Origin of the sequence: Providencia sp. wls1916, from assembly GCF_009706585.1 — a bacterium.
Taxonomy (GTDB): domain Bacteria; phylum Pseudomonadota; class Gammaproteobacteria; order Enterobacterales; family Enterobacteriaceae; genus Providencia; species Providencia lanzhouensis.
On record NZ_WLUL01000002.1, the window covers coordinates 1 to 17,497 of the forward strand.

The 17,497-nt window shown below is 43.9% G+C and carries 14 protein-coding genes; 7 read left to right on the forward strand and 7 right to left on the reverse strand.

From position 1 onward, the window contains the following. The coding region (locus tag GKR61_RS00075; protein ID WP_195848368.1) for a DNA translocase FtsK 4TM domain-containing protein at positions 1 to 2,068 on the reverse strand (2,068 nt) is incomplete at its 3' end. A gap of 412 nt (positions 2,069 to 2,480) precedes the next feature. Next, positions 2,481 to 2,975: a leucine-responsive transcriptional regulator Lrp gene (lrp, locus tag GKR61_RS00080; RefSeq protein ID WP_154639460.1), complete on the reverse strand. Its 495-nt coding sequence runs from the start codon at positions 2,973 to 2,975 to the stop codon at positions 2,481 to 2,483. 553 nt (positions 2,976 to 3,528) lie between these two features. Here lrp and trxB point away from each other — a divergent pair. The 6 genes from trxB (at position 3,529) to infA (ending at position 11,302) form a co-directional block, all read left to right on the forward strand. Beyond that, entirely contained in the window at positions 3,529 to 4,491 is a 963-nt protein-coding gene (trxB, locus tag GKR61_RS00085; RefSeq protein ID WP_108478922.1) for a thioredoxin-disulfide reductase, read from the forward strand. Between the two features lie 202 nt (positions 4,492 to 4,693). Then, positions 4,694 to 6,382 carry a DUF7057 domain-containing protein gene (locus GKR61_RS00090; protein WP_154639461.1) on the forward strand — a complete coding sequence of 563 codons (1,689 nt, stop codon included), beginning with the start codon at positions 4,694 to 4,696 and terminating at the stop codon, positions 6,380 to 6,382. A gap of 320 nt (positions 6,383 to 6,702) precedes the next feature. Next, positions 6,703 to 8,469 carry a heme ABC transporter permease/ATP-binding protein CydD gene (cydD, locus tag GKR61_RS00095; RefSeq protein WP_036951837.1) on the forward strand — a complete coding sequence of 589 codons (1,767 nt, stop codon included), beginning with the start codon at positions 6,703 to 6,705 and terminating at the stop codon, positions 8,467 to 8,469. Positions 8,470 to 8,471: 2 nt separating this feature from the next. Next, on the forward strand, positions 8,472 to 10,214 hold the full coding sequence (gene cydC / locus GKR61_RS00100; RefSeq protein ID WP_154599929.1) for a heme ABC transporter ATP-binding protein/permease CydC: 1,743 nt from the start codon (positions 8,472 to 8,474) through the stop codon (positions 10,212 to 10,214). An 8-nt stretch (positions 10,215 to 10,222) separates the two neighbouring features. Further along, the gene (aat, locus tag GKR61_RS00105) at positions 10,223 to 10,945 is read left to right on the forward strand and encodes a leucyl/phenylalanyl-tRNA--protein transferase (protein ID WP_036951842.1); all 723 of its coding nucleotides are present in this window, start codon (positions 10,223 to 10,225) and stop codon (positions 10,943 to 10,945) included. Positions 10,946 to 11,083: 138 nt separating this feature from the next. Further along, entirely contained in the window at positions 11,084 to 11,302 is a 219-nt protein-coding gene (gene infA / locus GKR61_RS00110) for a translation initiation factor IF-1 (RefSeq protein ID WP_004244560.1), read from the forward strand. 67 nt (positions 11,303 to 11,369) lie between these two features. Here infA and clpA read toward each other — a convergent pair whose 3' ends face one another. Together clpA and clpS are read right to left on the reverse strand one after the other, a co-directional pair. Further along, positions 11,370 to 13,655 (reverse strand): ATP-dependent Clp protease ATP-binding subunit ClpA, encoded by a 2,286-nt coding sequence (gene clpA, locus GKR61_RS00115; protein WP_036951845.1) that lies wholly within the window; start codon positions 13,653 to 13,655, stop codon positions 11,370 to 11,372. A gap of 31 nt (positions 13,656 to 13,686) precedes the next feature. Further along, positions 13,687 to 14,007: an ATP-dependent Clp protease adapter ClpS gene (gene clpS / locus GKR61_RS00120; RefSeq protein WP_036951847.1), complete on the reverse strand. Its 321-nt coding sequence runs from the start codon at positions 14,005 to 14,007 to the stop codon at positions 13,687 to 13,689. Positions 14,008 to 14,416: 409 nt separating this feature from the next. On the opposite strand from clpS, the gene cspD reads away from it, so the two are divergent. Continuing rightward, a complete protein-coding gene (gene cspD / locus GKR61_RS00125; protein WP_036951850.1) occupies positions 14,417 to 14,650 on the forward strand; it encodes a cold shock domain-containing protein CspD in 234 nt (77 codons plus the stop codon). 103 nt (positions 14,651 to 14,753) lie between these two features. Here cspD and GKR61_RS00130 read toward each other — a convergent pair whose 3' ends face one another. From GKR61_RS00130 to GKR61_RS00140, 3 genes are all read right to left on the reverse strand, one after another. Further along, positions 14,754 to 15,689, reverse strand: a complete 936-nt coding sequence (locus tag GKR61_RS00130; RefSeq protein WP_154599928.1) for a DUF1177 domain-containing protein — start codon at positions 15,687 to 15,689, stop codon at positions 14,754 to 14,756. A gap of 222 nt (positions 15,690 to 15,911) precedes the next feature. Then, positions 15,912 to 16,658 (reverse strand): IclR family transcriptional regulator, encoded by a 747-nt coding sequence (locus GKR61_RS00135; protein WP_036983690.1) that lies wholly within the window; start codon positions 16,656 to 16,658, stop codon positions 15,912 to 15,914. Continuing rightward, on the reverse strand, positions 16,655 to 17,488 hold the full coding sequence (locus tag GKR61_RS00140; RefSeq protein WP_132494439.1) for a nitrilase-related carbon-nitrogen hydrolase: 834 nt from the start codon (positions 17,486 to 17,488) through the stop codon (positions 16,655 to 16,657). Before GKR61_RS00140 ends, GKR61_RS00135 begins: the two co-directional genes overlap by 4 nt. Positions 17,489 to 17,497: the final 9 nt, after the last annotated feature.

Sequence of the window (17,497 nt, forward strand, 5' to 3'; positions counted from 1 at the left end):
GCTGCTGTGGCTGCTGTGCTGCAGTTTGAGGCTGCCCCGCAGGATGAGCAACAAATTCATTTCCATTATTTGCCGGTGTTATTGGCTGTTCTTGCGTTATCGAATGTGCTTGCACTGGCGGTTCGGTAAATGACGGCATAAACAGCGGCGCTGCAGGTTCACCATCGACTAAATCATCCACCGGCGAGAAACGCTCAAATGCCGATAATGGCGTACTTAAATCAATTTTAGGTTCAAAATCATCCAGATCATTATCCTGCTCATGCTCATCATCAGCATGGGCAGTAAAGCGATGGATATCTGAAGGGGAAGTTGGCTCTATTTGCTTTGTAGGCTCAAAAGCTGGCGTAAATGCTGGAGCAGAAGCCCAACGATGTTCAATTTCTGGCTGAGTAAACGTACTCGCAGGCATATAATCTTGATGAGTTTCTGGCTCTGGCGCAATATCTGAAGCGGCAACAGAATCAACCGCAGGCTGGTTAACCTGGAATGCAGCGTCAAACTCCTGCATATCCGTATCTGGCTCGCCGTAGCGTTGACGTTGCTGCTCTAAGAATTGAACGCGCAACAACCTTTCTTGCTCTAGCTCATCATTAGTTTTCACTTCATTTTCAGGTTCTTCAGTCGCAGACCATTGCTGATATACCTGCTCACGCTGAGAGGCCTCTTCTTGACGACGTTGAAGCTCTGCATCACGCTGAGATGGAATACGAATACCATACAGCTCACGGCGAGTCGGTAAACGAACTGGATTTGGACGAGGTAATTCTGGTTCCAGATTCTTTTTCACTTGCGCGTGGCGTTCCATCGCTGCAATCGAAATACCCGCAGCTGCTAACGCCGCAGGATCGGCAACACGGCTAGTTACCGAGGATTCACTCACGTCAGGGCTTCCCATATCAATGGTTGGCTCTAAAGGCGTAAACTGTGGCGATGTAAATACTGGGGCTGTAGGCTTAGACTCAAAAACAGGTTCCGGAGCAAAAACGGGCTCAGGCGTAAATGTTGGTTCTTGAGGCATAACAGGCGCAGGAGAAGATGCCTGAGTCGGTGCCACTTGAGGCTGATAATCATCAGGCACTTCAAAATGGTAAGTTTGCGGCTCTTTGGTCGCTGAAGGCTCTTCTGTCGCGGAAAATGTCGGTAAAGCTGTATTTTCTGCTGGTTGAGCAATAAAGGTAGGCTGCTCTGCCAAAGAAGCGCTTGGCTGGGCTTGCTCAATAATGGATTGCGGCGCAGCCGTTAATAGAGGATCAGCCATAACCTGTGGCTCAGTCGCAAGCTGCACATCCTCAGAAACGAGCTCAGAGACTGTTGGGGCGGAAAACAGAACATCATCCGCATCAAATTGTTGGTTTTCATCATTTGCTTGATGTTCAGCGATTTGAGCACGCTGTAGCGCCTCTTCCGTCTCTTCAACATCATAATCGTAGTCATCAAGTTCATCACCACGGGCACGGTTTGTTAGCAATGTGATAGGAAGTAATATCCCTGCCCCTATTTTTTCTGCGATCGTCAGCCAAGACCAACCCGTGAATAGGGTGAAACTGATTGCCCAGAGGAATAACAGCGCCAAGGTAGCGCCCAATGAGTTAAACCACGGCATAATTGCATTACTGAATACACTACCAATGACCCCGCCAGAGGCGAAGTTGGGTAAATCATCAAAGTTGAGCGCGGCTAAACCACAAGATGAAAGGATCAGCGCTAACCCGCCAATGAGGCGTAAAGAGAGCGAGAAAAAGTCAATATAGCGGCGTTGGCTTTCATAGTGATAAATTGCCCAACACCCGAGTAACAATAATGGCGGGATCGCAAACGCGAGAATACCAAATGCAGAAAACAGGATATCCGCACTCCATGAGCCAATACTTCCCCCTAAATTTTTAACGGGGGCATCCCAGTTAGTTTGCGACCAACTCGGGTCAGAAGGATTAAAACTCCATAGCGCGACCATAAGAAAAATCGCACAGAGGCAGATTGCCAACAAAATCACCTCTAATAGCCGTCTGCCGCTACTGAGCTTTTTAAATTTGATGTACTTATCTTCGGTATATTCTTGGCTCATTATTGTTTCTTTACTGACTGATGTTCTTGCTTAATACGTGATTATCCTATGATTATTCTAACACTAATCCCCTAAACGCGCCTGCATTAAGACGATTAAGACAAATTATCACACCATAGAGACCATAAGACTCAGTATTTCATCTTACGAATAGGGTTTCAAACTCTATTTAAGGTCAAAATTCTTAATTGTTTATAGCTTTAAAATCAATAAATTGAAATGAAAATTTCTGACTAATTTTGAGTCTATCGCAGACAGTGACGAGAGAATGTTCGAAAAAGAACCATTGGGAGAATTAAAGAAAAAAATCATGGTGCTTAAAAACGGAACAACGCTGAGTAAACCCAGCGTTGAAACAGCAGTGCGACAACAATGCAGATTGCTGTGCAGGAATGATGCACACAAAGCGCAATTAGCGAGTTTTAATCACTAAGCGGTTGCTTTGTTTCACTTCTTCCATAACTACGTAGGTACGAGTGTCATTTACACCCGGAAGGCGTAATAACGTTTCACCTAGCAGTTTACGATATGCGGACATATCTGGCACACGCGTTTTCAACAGATAGTCAAAGTCACCGGGAACGAGGTGACACCCTTGAATTTCTTCAAGTTTTTGAACTGCTGTGTTGAATTGTTCGAACACATCTGGCGCGCCACGGTTTAAAGTGATTTCAACGAAAACCAGCAGCGATGCATCTAAATAATGTGGATTCAACAGTGCGGTATAACCAGAAATGAAACCCTGTCTTTCAAGACGACGAACACGCTCTAAACATGGCGTTGGAGATAAACCAACACGCTTAGATAGTTCAACGTTAGAGATACGCCCGTCTTTTTGCAATTCGTTCAGTATATTCCTGTCAATACGGTCAAGGTCTTTGCCAGGACGCTTTTTATTGTCAATCATCTCTTATCTCTCTTTCTTTAATTGTTATTTTCTACATCTTATAAAACGGCACCATCTATACGTCAGTCTTCCTAAGCGGACTAGCGGGCGTGGAACCTATTCTATTCGTCATAACTGAAGTTCTCGTAAACCGAAACATATTTACTTTTGGAGCGGCTTACAATCGTCGCGACATTGCTTGAATGTGTGACGTAAAGTTAATTTTCCAGTAAGAACAAAAATACGCCATTTCCATTGACCTGCTAGATAATTAACTCTTAGATAGATGTTTTCGCAAATGCGCAGCCGATTGTCAAAGTAAATGAATAAAAATCAGTACAAGATTTCGGTTTTTTTTTCAGTAAAACGTTTCGCAGACGCAATTCAAGATAATTCCTAAAATTACCGTTTCGTGATTAAAGCACTTTCCCTCTCATTTTTTAACTCTTAATTGGTATTACCTATCAGAAAAATTTGTCCCCTCCACATCAATGAATGGTTAAATCACTTTTGTTACCCCCCTATTTCTCCTACAATCGTCCTTATGCTTTTTTGAGACTAAAAAGAGGAATTCATGAGCACAACCACACATCGTAAGTTAATCATTTTAGGTTCAGGCCCTGCAGGTTATACCGCAGCCGTTTACGCAGCTCGCGCAAATTTACACCCTGCACTGATTACTGGGGTGGAAAAAGGCGGCCAATTAACCACAACCACGGAAGTTGAAAACTGGCCGGGTGATCCTGAAGGTTTAACAGGTCCAGGACTCATGGAACGCATGCATGCTCATGCGGAAAAATTCGAAACTGAAATCATCAACGACCACATTACAAAAGTGGATTTCCAGCAGCGCCCTTTCCGCCTGTTTGGTGATGATACAGAATATACGTGTGACGCATTGATCATTGCGACAGGCGCGTCTGCTCGTTACATCGGTCTACCATCAGAAGAAGCATTTAAAGGTCGCGGTGTTTCTGCTTGTGCAACTTGTGACGGTTTCTTCTATCGTAACCAAAAAGTTGCGGTTGTCGGTGGTGGTAATACTGCCGTTGAAGAAGCGCTGTATCTTTCTAATATCGCGTCTGAAGTACATTTGATTCACCGCCGCGATAGCTTTAGAGCGGAAAAAATTCTAGTTAATCGCCTGATGGATAAAGTTGAAAATGGGAACATCGTTCTGCATACCGACAATACATTAGACGAAGTTCTGGGCGATGATATGGGCGTTACAGGCGTTCGTTTACGTTGCACCAAAACCAATAAAACGGAAGATGTTGCTGTCATGGGCGCCTTTATTGCTATCGGTCATAGCCCTAACACCGCAATTTTTGACGGTCAATTAGCCTTAAATAATGGCTATATTAAAGTGCAATCCGGCACCAACGGTAACGCAACTCAAACTTCCGTTGAAGGGATCTTTGCGGCCGGTGATGTTATGGATCACATCTACCGCCAAGCAATTACTTCAGCCGGTACTGGCTGCATGGCAGCATTAGATGCGGAACGTTACCTAGACGGGTTAGCAGACAAGAAATAATTTTTTAATCTAAAAATAGAAGCCCCATTTTTGCGTTGTCGTTCATTAAGTTCGCAGCGAAATAGAATGGGGCTTTTTATTTATTCCTATTTTAAAAATAAAGCGCTATTCCATTCTGAATTAGGAGCAAGTTTATATTCCTCTTTTTACCCCATGCCTATACTCAATTTAATTATCTTGTTCATTCAAATAAGGAAGTGACATGGAGCCTCAAACGCAAAAAGAGCCCAACTTTATGGGTTCACTTAATAAGCTGGCGTATTTCATTGTTATCTTGCTATCGGTTATTCAAGGAATTGTCATCACCGCCACTTTTGATTATTCCATAGAAATTCCATTAAGCCCTACATGGGCTTATTTACCCATGATGTTGGCTATTTTTGTTCCTTCGGTTATCAGCTTTCTTATTACCAATGCCAAGCAAGCGGTGTTTTATTTCAATATTATCCTAACGATTGTGCTTGTTTTTTGGATCAATACTTGGCAAAGCCTTGATATTGGTACTTCTGATAACAATGACCCATTCCTCTCTATTACGACGCTCACTGTCCTGATTTTTTTCATATTGCCTTGGATGCAAAACCGCCAAGCCACAGGAACCTGGAAAGCTGATTACAGCTGCTTAGTCGGACACTATTTCCGTAACACCTTATTTGGTCTTTTCGCCTGTGCCATTGGGGGCTTACTAGCGCTGATTGTCAAGCAAGCCAGCTTTTTATTCGGCATTGTCAATCTATCAACACTCAGCCAATTTCTTGGTCACTATATTGTCCTTTGGATAGCATTTTTAGTTGGTTTTAATACTAGCTTGCTCTTTTTACGTTCCAAATTGGTGATGCAACTGAACAACATCGCCAAATATTTCTCGCAATTTTTCCTACCCTTACTCAGTTTAATCGCCGTAATTTTCTTAGCTGGCTTGGTTGTATCCATATTAACTGGTGTGCATTACACAGCTTCAGAGCTAGGTTCTGGCACCATGCTTTGCTTTGTGATTTTAAATATTATATTTATTAATGCCCTTTATGGCGATGGCACAACCCAATTCCAATTTAAACCTATTATCAATGGCTTTGTACTGATCAGCATCGTTCTACTAAATGCATTTTCTGCACTTTCTCTGTACGGTATTTTCGTTCGTGTTAGCCAATATAGCTGGAGTGTGAGCAGGCTATATGCATTTACTATTGCACTATTTTTAGCCCTGATTATTTTAGCTTACAGCATCACAATCATAGTAAAACAACGCCGCTGGGCATTCTCCCTCGGTAGGATAAATAAGGTCGCTATTCTAGGTTTAATCGCCACAATCTTAGTCATTAATAGCCCTATTGGTGATTTCCAACGCATTGCGGTCAACAGCATTATGGCGGCTGTTGAAAAAGGCAAAATTAAAATTAACTACGATTTATCTTATGACTTAGAGAAATTAGGAGTGCAAGGAAAAGAGGCGTTAGCAAAATTGGAGCAAGACCCTGATACGAAAGCACAGCTCAAAGTTGGCGCTTACTCTGATGTCCCTAAACCACTTAAAGACGTTCTTATCATCGCCAAAGGCAGCCAACCATTGCCACAAAGCTGGTTTGATATGGAAGACGGGATCCGCGACGCATGGAATTGCACCAATTATTACAGTAATTATGAATGCCTTGGATTTATGACCGATGCAAACAACGATGGAACTGACGACGTGGTGATGTGCTACTCCATACCCGAGTCCCTTGATTATGAATGTACTATTTGGCAGTCCGCGGATAACACATGGAAATTAGTGGATACGCAAAGAGAGGTATTCGATGATATGCAATTCAAAAAAACAGCATGGGATAAGCTACTCAACAACCAGTTTATGTTGAAACCAAAAACCTGGTTGCAAATTGTTCCTGAATAACACACAAAAATCCCCCAAAATTATTTCAACCTAAAATGTAGGTGGCTTAACAATTATAAATTAAGCCACCTTATTTTTTCTTTGTAATAACGGTAACATCCTCTGTTAGTTCAAATTTAATTATATTACGCCCATATAATTTACCTTTATAAAACATATCGATAACAAAAATTGTTCTATTCAAATAACTGGCTTTTATTATGTAACATATCTGATGGAAGCTGTTATGATAGGCAAAAATTCGGTTAGATTTGATGACAAAGTCAACTATCTTAACTGCACTCAATAACATGAAAACTACACCTGCTAACTAAATCATTATGGATAAATCAAGACAGACTGAATTGGTGCGTTGGTTAAAGCAACACAGCGCTCCTGCTAAGCGTTGGCTCCGAATTTCTATGCTATTAGGCATAGTCAGCGGTTTATTAATTATTGCGCAGGCTTGGTTCCTCGCTGTGATCCTTCAAGCCCTCATGATGGACCACATTCCACGAGAGCAACTCCTCACTGACTTTGCATTATTAATTAGTGTCTTTATTTTACGCGGTGTTGTTCACTATCTTCGTGAACGCGCGGGCTACCGATGTGGACAAGTTGTCAGGCAGCAAGTCCGCGGTATGGTATTAGATAAACTGCAAGAGTTAGGCCCTGTCTGGGTCAAGGGTAAGCCAGCAGGAAGCTGGGCAACGATTATTCTTGAGCAGATTGAAGACATGCAGGATTACTATTCTCGCTATCTTCCGCAAATGTATTTAGCCACCATCATCCCAATCATGATCTTGATTGCCATCTTCCCATTTAACTGGGCAGCTGCGCTGATTTTATTTGCAACCGCACCGTTAATTCCGATTTTCATGGCGCTGGTAGGACTCGGTGCTGCCGATGCTAACCGCCGTAACTTCCTTGCCTTAAGCCGTTTGAGTGGTAGTTTCCTCGACCGTTTACGAGGATTAGACACCCTACGCTTATTTTTCCGTGGCAAAGCTGAAGTCTCCCAGATTCGTGAATCCACCGAAGACTTCCGTTCTCGCACCATGGAAGTGCTGCGTATGGCATTTTTATCGTCGGGAGTCTTAGAGTTTTTCGCATCAATCTCCATTGCAGTTGTCGCCGTTTATTTCGGATTCTCTTATCTTGGAGAGTTAAGTTTCGGTAGTTATGGTCTGCCAGTCACATTATTTGCAGGTTTCCTTGCGCTGATTTTATCCCCAGAATTTTTCCAGCCGCTGCGCGACCTAGGCACTTACTATCATGCAAAAGCCCAAGCAGTAGGCGCCGCGGAATCTCTGGTGACCTTACTCGAAAGTCAAGGTGACGAACAATTACCACAAGGCGATAAGGTAATTGATGAACAACCTATTCGCATTGAAGCCAAGCATCTGGAAGTTCTCTCCCATGATGGCACTATCCTGGCGGGTCCTCTCGATTTCACCATTGAGCCGCAACAACGCATCGCCTTAGTAGGTCAAAGTGGTGCGGGTAAAAGCTCCCTATTAAACTTATTACTTGGCTTCTTGCCTTACCGTGGTTCCATCACTATTAATGGCAATGAGCTCGATCAATTATGCCCTGAACAGTGGCGTGCTTTGGTCGGCTGGGTTGGGCAAAACCCACATTTACCTGAACAAACGTTGCAGGAAAATATTTGCCTAGGAAAACCCAATGCAACTGAATCAGAAATTCAGTCTGCGATCGAAAAAGCCTATGTCGCGGAATTTTTGCCAAACTTACCGGATGGGTTAAATACTCGCTTAGGTGATTTCGCAGCACGTCTTTCTGTTGGGCAAGCCCAGCGTGTCGCTGTCGCTCGTGTACTCTTAAAACCCTCTCGCTTGTTGCTATTAGATGAGCCAGCTGCCAGCTTAGATGCTCACAGCGAACAGCGCGTGATGGAAACATTGAATCAATTATCTGAGCAGCAAACCACGTTATTAGTGACCCATTTACTGGAAGAAACCATGGATTACGACCAAATTTGGGTCATGTCTAACGGAAAAATTATCCAGCGTGGTGATTACCAACAACTGAGCCAGTCTGAAGGTGCTTTTGCCCAGTTACTCGCTCATCGCCAAGAGGAGCTTTGAAAATGAAAGTGTTACTCCCCTTCTTAGCCCTCTATCGCCGTCATTGGTTTTTGATTTCCTTAGGGATCATTCTGGCGATTGTCACGCTGCTTTCCAGTATTGGTCTTCTCACGTTATCGGGATGGTTCTTAGCTGGTGCGGCTATAGTCGGTGCACCGGGGATATTTTTCTTTAACTATATGTTGCCTGCGGCTGGGGTTCGTGGTGCGGCTATTTTCCGTACCGCAGGACGCTACGCCGAGCGCTTAGTCAGCCACGATGCGACATTTAAAGTTTTAGCACATCTGCGCGTGTTCGCCTTCAGTAAGGTATTACCGCTCTCTCCGGGTGGGATCAGCCGTTTCCGCCAAGGAGATCTATTAAACCGACTAGTTGCGGATGTCGAAACCCTAGACCACCTATACTTGCGTGTTCTCTCGCCGATTGTCAGTGCTTTCTTTGTCACGTTTATCCTGATCATTGGTTTAAGTTTCCTTGATCCTCGCCTTGCATGGACATTAGGTGGCGTTATGCTGTTCCTGCTGTTTACGATGCCATTTGTATTTTATCGTGCAGGTAAACCGATTGGACGCGAACTGACTGAACTGCGCGGAAATTACCGCACAGTATTAACTTCAGCATTGCAAGGTCAAGCCGAATTAGCCTTGTTTGGCGCGACTGCGCGTTTTCGTCAAAATTTATCAAACATCGAAAATTCATGGCAAGGTCGCCAGCAGCAACAAGCGGCACTGACAGGTTTATCTCAAGCCATCATTCTGTGTGCATCAGGACTAACCGCGACCTTGCTTTTATGGATGGCAGCTGAACATGTTGGCGGAAATACACAACCCGGTGCGCTGATTGCCTTATTTGTTTTCTGTGCATTAGCCTCGTTTGAAGCCTTAGGGCCTGTTGCCGTCGCATTCCAACATATGGGGCAAGTGATTGCCTCAGCCACTCGCGTTTCTCAGTTAATGCATGCAAAACCGGAAGTTAGCTTTGTCAGCCAAGGCACTACGCTCGATTCTCTTGAGAGCCTGACCATCGATAACATCACATTCACTTATCCAGAACAGCCTTTCGCCGTATTGAAAAATGTCTCCTTGTCGATTAAACAAGGCCAACACATTGCGTTATTAGGGAAAACGGGCTGTGGCAAATCCACTCTGCTTCAATTGCTCACCCGCGCTTGGGATGTAGACAATGGCGTGATATCGATTAATGGTCAACCAATTCAAGCTTATAGCGAAGAAGCGCTACGTAGCGTAATGTCTGTGGTTCCTCAGCGCGTTCATGTGTTCAGTGATACCCTGCGCAACAATTTACTATTAGCCAACGAACAAGCCTCAGATGAGCAACTTTGCGATGTACTCACCCAAGTGGGCTTAGATAATTTATTGGATAATCAACTAAAATTAAACGCATGGATGGGTGAAGGCGGTCGTCAATTATCAGGAGGTGAGCAACGCCGCTTAGGTATCGCTCGTGCCCTTCTGCACAATGCGCCACTTATCTTAATGGATGAGCCAACCGAAGGGTTAGATGCGCATACTGAACAGCAAATTCTTAGCTTGCTCAAACAAAAATGTGCTGACAAAACGCTACTGGTGATCACCCATCGTATGCAAGGGTTAGAACAAATGGATACCATTTGTGTGATGGATAATGGCGAAATTATTGAGCAAGGCTCACACCCGGCATTGTTAGCTGAGCAAGGTCGTTATTATCAGTTCCGTCAACGTCATTTGGTTCAGCAAACTCGCTGAGGTGCACCATGTACCAATTGGACGATGATTCATACCTGTTCCCGCCCGTGTCTGAAGCGATGCGGGAACCTAATGGGTTACTGGCGATCGGCGGTGATTTATCATCTCGACGCTTACAAGCGGCTTACTATGATGGCATTTTTCCGTGGTTTAACCCAGGTGAAGTCCCATTGTGGTGGTCTCCAGATCCGCGAGCAGTCTTGAAAGTGGGCGACCTGCATATCAGCCGTTCCATGGTCAAGACATTAAAAAAATCCCTTTATCGCATTACCATAAATCATGCGTTCAAAGAGGTGATAGCGGCTTGTGCTGTACGCAAGGAAGGCACGTGGATCCTACCCTCTGTGCAAGCGGGCTATCTCGCACTACACCAAGAGGGACACGCCCACTCTATTGAGGCGTGGCATGGTGATCAGCTGGTGGGGGGCTTGTATGGCGTGAACATGGGGCACCTGTTTTGTGGGGAGTCAATGTTCAGTAGAATGAATGATGCATCCAAATGTGCTTTTATTACATTCTATTTTCATTTTTTGCGCTATAATGGGCAACTTTTTGATTGTCAGGTACTTAACCACCACACCGCTTCACTTGGCGCGACGGAGATCTCCCGCAGGGATTTTCTGCATATTCTTTATCGGTGGCGTGACCTGCGGATTGACCCAGCATGCTGGTTACCACAGTCAATTGATTTACCTCAATCATTTGAAAAATCACCACTTTTTAAGCGATAAAAAGTGGCAACACAGTAATTTTATCCCCAACTATTTTAAAGAAAGATCGCTTTAAAATGCGACACTTCTTTACTTAGTGTGGGTTTTTGGGCATTATCTTGCCGTAAAAAATCACGGTTATTAGACTTAGAGGATTAGATGGCCAAAGAAGATAATATTGAAATGCAGGGAACCGTTTTGGATACCCTGCCAAATACAATGTTCCGCGTTGAACTGGAAAACGGTCACGTCGTGACTGCGCACATCTCTGGTAAAATGCGTAAAAACTACATCCGCATTCTGACAGGCGACAAGGTAACTGTAGAGTTAACTCCTTACGACCTGAGCAAAGGCCGCATCATTTTCCGTAGCCGCTGATTTTCGATTTTCAGGCAAGGCCTGACAAGACCACAGGTGCCTAAGACACCTGTGGTACTAGTTATTGTCAGATTACAGCATCCTCTGGAGAGGCCTTGTGTACGCTACTGAAGCTGTATGTCAGTGTGTGACTCTTTTCATCAAGCCCGATACTCACCGAGCCGCCATTTGTTAACGAACCAAATAACAGTTCATTTGCCAATGGTTTCTTCAGGTTGTCCTGAATGACACGCGCCATAGGTCGGGCACCCATTGCTTTGTCATACCCTTTCTCGCACAACCAACGACGAGCTGCTTGGCTGACCTCAATCGAGACACCCTTCTCATCCAACTGGGCTTGCAGCTCAACAATGAATTTATCAACCACTTGCGTGATGATATCCATCGACAGCGCATTAAACCAAATAATGCCATCAAGACGGTTACGGAATTCCGGTGAAAATGCCTTTTTAATTTCAGACATCGCATCCGTACTATTATCTTGCTCTGCAAAGCCTATCGAACGGCGCTGAGTTTCTTGTACCCCTGCGTTGGTAGTCATTACCACAATAACATTACGGAAATCCGCTTTACGTCCGTTATTATCCGTCAGCGTACCGTGATCCATCACTTGCAGAAGAATGTTAAACACATCAGGGTGCGCTTTTTCAATTTCGTCCAATAACACGACGGAATGCGGATGCTTAATGACGGCATCGGTCAGTAAACCACCTTGGTCAAAACCAACATATCCCGGAGGAGCACCAATCAGTCGGCTAACTGTATGGCGTTCCATATATTCGGACATATCAAAGCGCAGCAGTTTCACATCCAATGCTTTTGCCAGCTGCACGGTGACTTCCGTTTTACCCACGCCAGTTGGTCCTGCAAACAAGAATGAGCCAACAGGTTTATGTTCTAACCCTAAGCCTGCGCGATTCATTTTAATCGCCTCAGACAGCGCCTCAATCGCTTTATCTTGTCCAAAGACTAACATCTTCAGGCGTGAGTCTAAGGTTCTCAAACGATCTTTATCGCTAGAGGAAACCGTTTTTTCTGGAATACGCGCAATACGCGCCACCACAGTTTCGATTTCAGGTACACCGATGGTTTTCTTGCGCTTGCTTGGCGCCACTAAACGGGTTCTAGCTCCCGCTTCATCGATAACATCAATCGCTTTATCCGGCAGATGGCGATCGGTAATGTATTTCACCGATAAATCCACCGCCGCCTGAATAGCTTTCGCGGTGTAGCGCACATCATGGTGAGACTCATATTTCGGTTTCAATCCATTAATGATACGCACGGTTTCTTCAGGGGTAGGTTCCACAATATCAATTTTTTGGAAACGTCGAGCCAGCGCTCTATCTTTCTCAAAGATATTGCTGAATTCTTGATAGGTAGTAGAGCCAATCACCCGGATACGCCCACTTGATAACAGCGGCTTAATCAAGTTTGCAGCGTCTACCTGTCCACCCGATGCCGCACCAGCACCGATAATCGTATGAATTTCATCGATAAACAGAATGCTTTTCGGGTCTTTTTCCAACATTTTCAGCAGCGCTTTAAAACGTTTTTCAAAATCACCGCGATATTTAGTACCTGCCAACAATGAGCCGATATCCAGTGAGTAGATTGTGCAATCTTTCATCACTTCAGGCACATCATTTTGCTCAATACGCCATGCTAAGCCCTCGGCGATCGCCGTTTTACCTACGCCGGATTCCCCAACCAATAATGGATTATTTTTACGGCGACGGCACAACACTTGAATGGTACGCTCTAATTCAGCCTGACGTCCTACCAGCGGGTCGATATTCCCTTTCTTAGCCTGTTGATTTAGATTGGTGGTGAAGTTATCCATATGGTCTTCTGAGACCGGTTGCTCTTCACTTGGCGGTGTATTGTTTGCGGCATCATCCTCCGATGAAGAAGAATCTTCACCTTTAATGGTACCGTGGGAAATATAATTAACGACATCAAGGCGGCTAACATCATGCTTACGTAATAAATAAGCCGCCTGGGATTCTTGTTCGCTAAAAATTGCCACTAGCACATTCGCACCAGTCACTTCGCTGCGTCCTGATGATTGAACATGAAAAACAGCACGTTGCAGTACGCGCTGGAAACTCAAAGTCGGTTGAGTGTCTCGTGTATCATTCTCAGGTAATAGCGGCGTAGTTTGGGCAATAAAATGTTCGAGTTCTTGTCTCAGGGCAACCAAGTCGACCTTACAAGCCTCTAAAGCTTCACGCGCAGAGATATTGCTCAATAATGCCAGCAATAGGTGCTCCACAGTCATAAATTCATGGCGATTGTCTTTCGCTCTGGTAAAAGCAACATTTAGACTAAGCTCCAATTCTTGATTGAGCATAAGCACCTCCCAAAATTGATATTAAGACTCTTCAGACTTTCTCTATAGTACACAATAAAGGATATTCATGTTCCCTTGCAAAAGCATTGACTTGAGCGGCTTTTGTTTCTGCAACTTCAGCAGTATAGACACCGCAAATACCTTTACCTTGAAAATGTACATCTAACATTATCTGTGTAGCGCGTTCTTCATCAAAAGAAAAGTATTTTTGTAACACCTCAACAACAAAATCCATCGGAGTATAATCATCATTATTTAACAATACTTTATACATCGATGGTGGTTGCAGCGTCTTTTCAACTTCATCTTTAAAAATTGTGTCAGTTTTAAATGTGCCCAGAAAATCACTCATTACTTTCGTGCTCAGTCGTGTTGCTCAGTGTGGAAATTCAATTTAAGCATAGCCTTTATTATCAATGATATCTATTCACTAAATAGCAATTCAATAAAGCTAAGCCATTAAAAATACTTTGTCTTCATTTTGGTACTGAATTCTCAATTTATCCCAGTGTACCATGGGCTGATAACTAACTTATAGCATCTAAATTTTGTGATATACGTCAAAAAATTTAAAATTTCACGAAAAACGCTCATCGGATTATTTTCAGTTTATTCAAAAAGCCAAAATCCGACTCTTGACCAAATATCCCTATTCAATACAGTATGAAATGCGAGCGATTAACTTCGTATTTATACCTAGTTTGCATGTGTATTTTATGCATGTATATAAACAGTCAGTAGCAAACTTGAAGGACAGAAATATGAATACAGGTACGGTTAAGTGGTTCAATAATGCCAAAGGTTTTGGTTTTATTTGCCCAGAAGATGGCGGAGATGATGTATTTGCACATTATTCCACAATCCAGATGGATGGTTACCGGACACTCAAAGCGGGTCAAAAGGTCAGCTACACGCTTATGATTGACGGACCTAAAGGCGCGCATGCTACCGCCATTATCCCAATTATCGAAAGTGGTGAAGCGAAAACAGAATAAGCTAGGGTAATAGAGCACAGTTAATTATTTTTAAGGGGTAAATAATTAACTGTGGCTATTCCAAATTAACGACGTTCTAAATTAAGACAGTCTGCAACAAATATTATTGTTCATCCGTTGCCTGCAAATGATGCATATCACCATACAATTCAGTTAATAACTGATATTGCTCTTCATCATAGAACGCGCATTGCCCTTCACCGAAAGCTTTTGCGACTTCAATCATAAATTTCACAGTCGCAGCAATGTCTACTTCATGGCTGGCTCCCGTTGAACAACCCGGTACAACAGTTTCAGTGCAAATGGCGACACCAACAACCGGAACCGTCGTTGAAACTGCTGGTTGCATAATACTATTGAGGTGATGAAGCCCGTTGCCATAAGGCGTGATATCTTGGATAGATAGCGGGAAAGTCACTGCATTTTGTCCGCTACTCCACTCCATTAAACGCAATAGATCCTCAGAAACAGGTAGGATATACCCCGATTTAACCGTCGGTGATAGCGCATAACCCTTATGGTTAATTAAGCGATTTCCTTTGGTGGTATCCACCGATAAAATTGCATCAGCTTCAGGGATCCCTTCATGAAGATTCATCGTTGCGTCTTCAAGGGGGGAATCCATAAAATCGACGGGTGTATGCGGACGAGTTGGTGCATTTGGACAGATATGCGTTGTAATGATCACATCCCCCTGTAATGCATCTCCTCTTTGCTGCATTTCAGCCAATTTTAATCCCGTTGTGATGGCAGCAATTGCGCCATCCGCATCAGAAACAACCCCAATGCGCGAAGGCCTGGCTCCCAATCCACCTAAACGCCCGATGATCCCTAACGTTGGTGCATTCTTACCTTGGGACTTGCCTTGTATACCCGGAATGGTGATTCTGACGAAATCGCTTTGGCCTTTTTGATCGACAACCGTCGTTGAAATGACTTGAACTGAGGGGAAATCCTGGAACAACTGAACAACATCATGCCCACTAACATTCGCACAATCGAGCAGCTCATAAACGCACAAAGTTTGCTTTAGAGTCATTGTACTTCCTTTAATTCTAATTATTTTTTTTAGAGTTTTAGAGTAAACGGGCACCAAAGGAGCACCCGCTTACTCTGAATACCCCTTAACTAAAGACAAAGGGTATATTTCCTGATGAAGGCGTATTCACGCACTTTGAATGGTATTTAATTATTATTTACTGCAACTACTCATTACTGAACTTTTACTACTGATACTGCTGTATATCACAAGGTTTTTTGACTACTTGGTACTACGCTCTAACCAATAAGGATCCCCAACCATACATCCTAGGTAAGAAGCCTTACGGTAAAGATCTTGGGACAACTGCACGATAATCTCATCGGTCATTTGCGACGCAGGGAGACTCAAACACAACGCATACAACGTATTTTGTGAAGGGTCATATACTGTACTGGATACAGAAGCGACACCGGCAACTGACTCATTGACTGAAAACTCCCAACCTCGTTCAGTGATCACGCTAATGCGCTCATTTAAACTAGCTCGAGACTCTTCAGGCTCTAAATTAATTAAGTTTATGCGCTCATTTATCGGCAAACGTGCTAATAATGCGCGCCCCGTTGATGTGCCACCAATAGGTAAACGCGTTCCCGGCTGCGTAACCACTTGCAGCATGCTATTACCAATTCGTGCATGAACAACACGGACTTTATCTTCATCTAACGCAGATACATAACTGGTAAACCCCGTATCTTTCGTCAAACTGTCTAATGCTTCTAACGCCATATCAATTAAATGGTTCATGCCACGAGCTCGGTGGGCAATCTCCATAATCAACAAACCTGGACGATAAATCGGCGCGTTATTTTTCTTTTCGAGTAACCCAAGTTCTGCCATCTGCTTTAACAGACGTGACGCGGAGCTTTTCGGCATCGATAATTCATTGACCAACGTGGTGACCGTTAGCTCATTACCTGAGCGTAAAAATAGGCGATACACGTCGACAACACTTGTTAAAATACTCATACCTGAGTTTCCTGCACTAGCAAGCCATAATCCAGAGGCTTTCTATCTCTTAGATAAGGCACATTTAAACGCGTATGTGCCTGAAGACGAAAATCAATCTCACCAACTAACAACTGTTCTTGTTCGCAAGATGCCTCACACAAAACTTGCCCACGCGGGCCCATAATTTTACTGCCACCAAATAGGTGTAAATCTTCTTCATGCCCCCAGCGATTGACCGCTAGAAGATGCGTGCCATTTTCTAAAGCACGACACGCTGTATTAATGTCCCACATATCGCGGTCTTGAATACACCAGGCAGAAGGCGCAATCAGTAACTCAGCGCCTTGTAAAGTGAGGATCCGCGCTACTTCAGGGAAGCCCATGTCGTAGCAAATCATCACACCAATTTTACCGATTGGCGTATCAAACACGGGGAAAGTATCCCCGTTTTTGAACCACTGTTTTTCAATACCAAACGCATGAACCTTACGAAATACACCGCTGATATTTTCACAGCCGGGATTCCATACACCCACTGAGTTATACACTTCACCTAGACGGCTACCGCGTTCGGCAAATCCCGCTACAATCGTGATATCTAAGCGGGAAGCCAATTGACTAAACATGCGATATGTTTCGCTGCCGTCAAAATCGCTGAGATCCCATAATTGAGTAGATAATAGATCACCACGATAACCGGTTGTGGCTAACTCAGGGAAACAGATAAGTTTTGCCCCTTGCGATGCCGCTTGTTCGCATAATTGCGCCATGCGTTGCAAATTACCCGTCTTATTCCCTAGCTCAGAATCGAACTGAGCTAGCGCAACTTTAACTCGGTTATCAGTCATCCATTTGCC